General features: G+C 55.2%; 1 protein-coding gene. It reads left to right on the forward strand.

The features are described 5' to 3' along the window. Positions 1–74: 74 nt before the first annotated feature. Positions 75–1,445: a transposase gene (locus LOM8899_RS22920; protein ID WP_093994519.1), complete on the forward strand. Its 1,371-nt coding sequence runs from the start codon at positions 75–77 to the stop codon at positions 1,443–1,445. The last annotated feature ends 76 nt before the right edge of the window (positions 1,446–1,521 follow it).

Genomic DNA, 1,521 nt, shown 5'->3' on the forward strand with positions numbered 1-1,521 from the left:
GATACTGTTGAAAAAGTCCGTTGATCTGATGATCTAGTCCTGATTCACTTGATTTGAGAGTGGAGGACATGGCGATGATGGGTTCAAGGCAGGTGGCGCAAGGCGCGCTTTTCTATGAGTTCTCAATCGAAGCGTTTGTTCCGCAAGATCATCTCATGCGTGGGATTGATCGGTTTCTGGATCTGACAGATGTGCGGCCGTTGCTGGCCCCATTTTACAGCTCTCACGGTCGCCCGTCGATTGATCCTGAACTGATGATCCGGATGTTGCTGTTGGGCTATTGTATGGGTATCCGGTCTGAGCGGCGGCTTTGCGAAGAGGTGCATGTCAATCTGGCCTATCGGTGGTTTTGCAGGCTCGATCTGGCGGATGCGGTGCCTGATCATTCCACCTTTTCCAAAAACAGGCACGGCCGTTTCCGGGAAAGCGGTCTGTTCCGACATCTTTTCGAAACGGTCCTGCAGCGCTGCATTGATGAAGGACTAGTTGGTGGTCACAGCTTTGGTGTCGATGCCAGCCTGATCCCAGCGAATGCGAACCAGACGCGTGGGATCGAGAGCAAGGAAGGCTTGCCGCCGGAACTGTCTGCCCGCGTCATCGACGAATATCTGGAAACGCTGGATGATGCCGCGTTCGGCGCGTCCACCAAGGTCATTCCAAAATACATCTCACCGGCTGATCCTGCTGCTCGCTGGACCGGGGCAGATGGTGGGGCCGCGTTCTTCGCATATTCCACTAATTACATGGTGGATTTGGACAATGCGGTGATCGTTGACGTTGAACCGTCCGTGCCAATTAGAACCGCTGAGGCCTTTGCAGCACGCCGCATGATCGACCGGATCACGGACCGCTTCGACATGACACCAGACAAATTGGTCGGCGACACGGGGTACGGATCGGCGGAGATGCTGGGCTGGCTGGTCGAGGAACGGGGCATTGCCCCGCATATTCCTGTCTGGGACAAATCAAAGCGGACGGACGGCACCTTCTCGCGCGAAGACTTCATCTACGATACTGCAACCGACAGCTACACCTGCCCAAGTGGGAAGCGCCTACAAACCTATCGCAGAAACTTCTCCAAGCCGCGAAAGGCAAATGGTGGCAAAGACGGCTTCATCAGATACCGCGCTTCAAAGCACGATTGCGATGCATGCCCGCTGAAGCCTCAATGCTGTCCGAAGGACAACGGGAGACGTCTCATGCGCTCCGTGCATGAAGCTTCCCGAGATGTCGCCCGCGATATCCGCAAAACAGACGCCTACGTGACATCGTTCATCCAAAGGCGGAAAGTCGAAATGCTGTTTGCACATCTAAAACGATACATCGGCATCGCAACGATGCGGCTTCGAGGACCCAAAGGCGCATATGAACAGTTCCAACTCGCAGCAACCGCCCAAAACCTCCGGAAACTGGCGAAATTGGTCCCAGAAGCATCGCCAGCGTGAAGGGCAACGAGGCTGGCCAGCTTCTCGCTCAGCATCAAGCTCACCAAAACCCCCACTTTTTCAACAGTATCCGGAC

Origin of the sequence: Flavimaricola marinus, assembly GCF_900184895.1 — a bacterium.
In the GTDB taxonomy this organism is placed as follows: Bacteria; Pseudomonadota; Alphaproteobacteria; order Rhodobacterales; family Rhodobacteraceae; genus Flavimaricola; species Flavimaricola marinus.